Annotated in this window: 3 protein-coding genes and 1 pseudogene; all 4 read left to right on the top strand. The window is 42.0% G+C overall.

Annotated features, from left to right (window positions below):
• A partial coding sequence (locus V7D75_RS00240; protein ID WP_333612920.1) for an FGGY family carbohydrate kinase occupies window positions 1–1,241 on the top strand: 1,241 nt, incomplete at its 5' end.
• Between the two features lie 538 nt (window positions 1,242–1,779).
• Window positions 1,780–2,250, top strand: a complete 471-nt coding sequence (locus V7D75_RS00235) for a hypothetical protein (protein ID WP_201541609.1) — start codon at window positions 1,780–1,782, stop codon at window positions 2,248–2,250.
• Between the two features lie 403 nt (window positions 2,251–2,653).
• Entirely contained in the window at window positions 2,654–3,682 is a 1,029-nt protein-coding gene (locus V7D75_RS00230; protein ID WP_333612919.1) for an endonuclease/exonuclease/phosphatase family protein, read from the top strand.
• A gap of 182 nt (window positions 3,683–3,864) precedes the next feature.
• A pseudogene (locus V7D75_RS00225) lies at window positions 3,865–3,964 on the top strand (TetR/AcrR family transcriptional regulator); the annotation flags it as partial.

The following is a 3,964-nucleotide window of genomic DNA, read 5'->3' as shown; positions in this document are numbered from 1 at the left end:
GCCCGAGCGCTCAGACAGATAATGGGCATGCAGATATGGCCAGTGAGATTCAACGTCTTACAGGCTTGCGTTTGGATCCATATTTTAGCGCCAGTAAAATTGCATGGTTGTTAGAAAACAATCCCAAATTAAGAGTGCGCGCTAATAAAGGCGAAATCGCGGTCGGCACTATAGACAGCTGGCTTATTTATAAATTGACCGGTGGCGAGCATGTCATTGACGTCACCAACGCTTGTCGCACCTTGTTATATGATATCCATAAACTGACATGGTCAGAGGAGCTCTGTACCTGCTTTGGGATACCAATGAACATATTGCCCAAGGTACTACCGTCTGATGGCGATTTTGGTAAAACAAAAAAAGGACTGTTCGCTAAACAAATTCCAATTCAGGCAGTATTGGGCGACCAGCAAGCGGCACTTTTTGGACAAGGTTGCCTTGATGCAGGCATGGCAAAAAATACCTATGGCACCGGCTGTTTTATGCTGATGAATATTGGTAAAGAGCCAAAACTGAGCGAGCATAAGTTACTAACGACCATTGCTTGGCAACGCAAATCAACGCCAACCCGCCCAGACAATCTATCCTTTGATCAAATTGTGCAGTCTGGCAGACGCTTGCTACAGCCGCCCAAGAGAGAAGTCACTTATGCCTTAGAGGGCAGTGTGTTTATGGCGGGCGCTATTGTTCAATGGCTGCGTGACAATCTTGGCATGATTCAACAAAGCAGTGAGGTTGAGCATCTAGCGCGGCAAGTAGATAGTAGTGAGGAGGTGGTATTACTGCCAGCATTTACAGGGCTTGCGGCGCCTTATTGGCGCTCAGATATCAATGCCAGTATTACCGGTATGAGCCGTGGCACGACCAAAGCCCATATTGCGCGCGCCGCGCTAGAAGCCATTGCCTATCAAACTTACGATGTGCTGATTGCCATGCAAAAAGACAGCCCCCACCCTTTGACTGAATTAAGAGTAGATGGTGGTGCGGCGAATAACGACTTGCTCATGCAGTTTCAAGCCGACTTATTAGGCGTACCGGTGCTACGCCCTAAAGACACAGAGATTACCGCTAAGGGTGCGGCTTTATTAGCCGGATTAAAAACCGGTCTATACGATGAGACTACGATACAAGCCTCGTGGCAAATTGACCGCATCTTTGAGCCTGAGATGTCTGCGGGTAGGCGTGAACAGCATCTTGATAAGTGGCAACAAGCGATTGATAGAGCGCTAAAAGTCTTATAAATATTTAAAAGAAAATTAAAGTTTTCGTGAATAGACGATTATAAATTACTCAAAATACTCTGCTGCCCTACAAAATAGTGATAAAGATACAGGCTGTAACGCAAGGCAATCGTAACTTGGACATAGTTTACATAATCTGTGTATCGGTCGTTATCCATAAGTTCTTATACTTTAGATGAATTAAGCAACACTGCTGGTTTATAAGAGGTGATTTTTAGCAATTATCTTTATTAGTTAATTCTAATATTGCTTAGTTTGTTAAATTTAACGCTTTATAAATGAGTGAACAATAAATCTAATATATAACAAATAATTTAAGGATAATATTATGAATAACGATGGACGTATTACCGACCCTAATAACCGCGTAGTGAATGATGATTATGTTGAAGTGGGCGACAGAGATCGTATTATCGATGATAACGATCGCCGCTTAGCAGGAACTGACCGCGATATTAATGGCAATAGAGTTGTCGGTCATGAAAATGACAATATCATCAATGACCATGATGCCATCGACCGTACTGCCGTTAAGCACATGACGAAGGAAAGTAAAGAAGATTTAAATGCCGATCCAATCACAGGTGAGCCAGGTTCACATCCAATTGGTACTGGTATTGGTGGTGTTGGCGGTGCAGCAGCAGGCGCGGCAATTGGTACGATGGCAGGCCCACTAGGAACCTTAATCGGTGGTGCTATTGGTGCTATCGTTGGTGGCGGCGCAGGTCACGCAGCAGCAGAAGCGATTGATCCTACTCGTGAAGAAGCTTACTGGCGCGCAGAACATGCCAATGCCGATTATTACCGTGAAGGTCATGATTTCGACCGCGATTTACACCCAGCATATGCAGTAGGTTATGCAAACCGTGCTCGTTATCCAGCTGATGCTCGTTTTGAAGATCATGAATCAGACTTAGAGCGCTCATGGCATGAAGTAAAAGGTGAGTCGCGCCTAGAGTGGAACGAAGCACGCCGTGCCTCACGTGATGCATGGAACCGTGTATCGTAGTAAAGTGATGAATCCATAGATACTGGCTATAAGTTACATTAGTCTTAAAAAATTAAGGATAAGTTATACTTTGTTGAACTGTTTTTTGCTAAACATATAGGTTAAGTTTAACTAATGAGATGTTTAATATAAGTAAGCAAAGGATAAGAAAACTTGCTCCTTCATTACTAGAGTTAGTTTGATTGTAGAACTGGCTCTGCTAACTTATAAATATAGTCAGTTTTATGTTATTTTAAAGCTTCCAAAGATGTCTTTGGAGGCTTTTTTAATGTATATTGTTATATATGAATATATGGTAGTAAAAGGTTATTCTAGAAAATAGTCATTATCAAACAAAGACATTTATCAAAAACAGTTACTCGTAAAAAAGACAATTATCAAAAATAATAATAATAGGTAATTCATGGTTAATAACGCTGAAGACAATAGCCCTAAGCAGTTTTATATAGCAACGGCCAATTTACTTAACTTTGCTAACCCCAATCGAATTTATTATGAAAACGCGCCGGCTTATAGCGATAACGAATACCAACATAAGCTGCACGGTATTACCGACTTACTGGCAAAGGCACATGCAGATATCATTGCAGTGCAAGAAGTATGGGACAGTCATGCGCTCGAAGCATTAGCGGTAGCATTAGGATTCAAACCTGAGCATGTGGTCATTCCGCTGGCAAGTAATGATAACGCCAGTCCTTATACCCAAGGTAAAGGCGCGCAACAGACGCCAGCTGTCGGAATTATTAGCCGGTTTGAGCAGTTAGAAAGCACCTTATTAGAAGAGGTAGAACCAAAAGCGGTCATTGATATTCCTGATATCGGTCTTTATGAACGTTTTAATCGTCCGCCGCTTGTATTACGAGTCAATGCTTTTGGGCAACCGATTACGATTGTCACTGCGCATTTAAAAAGCAAACGGGCTTTTTTCCTACGCGATGAAAACGGTCAGTTGTTAGAGGATATGAACGATCCAAATATTCGCGTTCGTGCCAAGCTGCGTAGTTTGTGTATGCGCGCCGCAGAGGCCGCTTCTATTCGTATGTCCATTATTGAGCGCCTGCATCATACGCGTGAGCCACTGATTTTATTAGGCGATATGAACGATGTCACTGGTAGTGTGACCACCCAACTGATGAGCGAGACAGGCGAAGTCAATTATGATAAAAGTATGCGCGATGTCGCGTTATTTGACGCCGCTCGTATTCAAGCACGTTATGGCTGGATGAAAGATGTTGCTTACACCCATATTTATCAAGGTATGCCTGAAGTGATTGACCAGCTGTTTGTTTCAGAAGAGTTTTTACCTGATAGTAAGTTTTCGCTCGGTCAGGTTGAACGAGTTGACTATTTTAATGATCATTTAAAGTGGGATTATGCCGATAGAGTCATCGATCATGGTATTATAAGAGCGAAAATTAAACTTCACAATTAACCCCGTTTACTTAGTAATTAGTGAGTTATTTTTTAACCTATTCATGTCCCTTGCTTGATAGTTTACAAGCGTTTATCATGCTGCTTCGTTGAGTATAGTAGCGGTGCTATTGGCCCAAATTGGTTGATAGAAAATAGTCCTTCGATTTAGGACAAATACTATCCAATGAAGACTATATAAAGATAGGGCGTAACCTTAAGAGATTTATGATGATTGAAAATAAAGACGACAAGATTGAAGACGTACTGGTAGATTCTGAGCTGGCAAAGAAGTTAGTGCCGA

Source organism: Psychrobacter sp., from assembly GCF_036731945.1.
Lineage (GTDB): Bacteria > Pseudomonadota > Gammaproteobacteria > Pseudomonadales > Moraxellaceae > Psychrobacter.
This window is presented reverse-complemented; position numbering and strand designations above follow the sequence as displayed.

Excerpts from the sequence above, each read along its gene's own strand:
- V7D75_RS00230 (WP_333612919.1), top strand. The coding sequence starts at position 2,654 with ATGGTTAATAACGCTGAAGACAATAGCCCTAAGCAGTTTTATATAGCA.
- V7D75_RS00235 (WP_201541609.1), top strand. The coding sequence starts at position 1,780 with ATGACGAAGGAAAGTAAAGAAGATTTAAATGCCGATCCAATCACAGGT.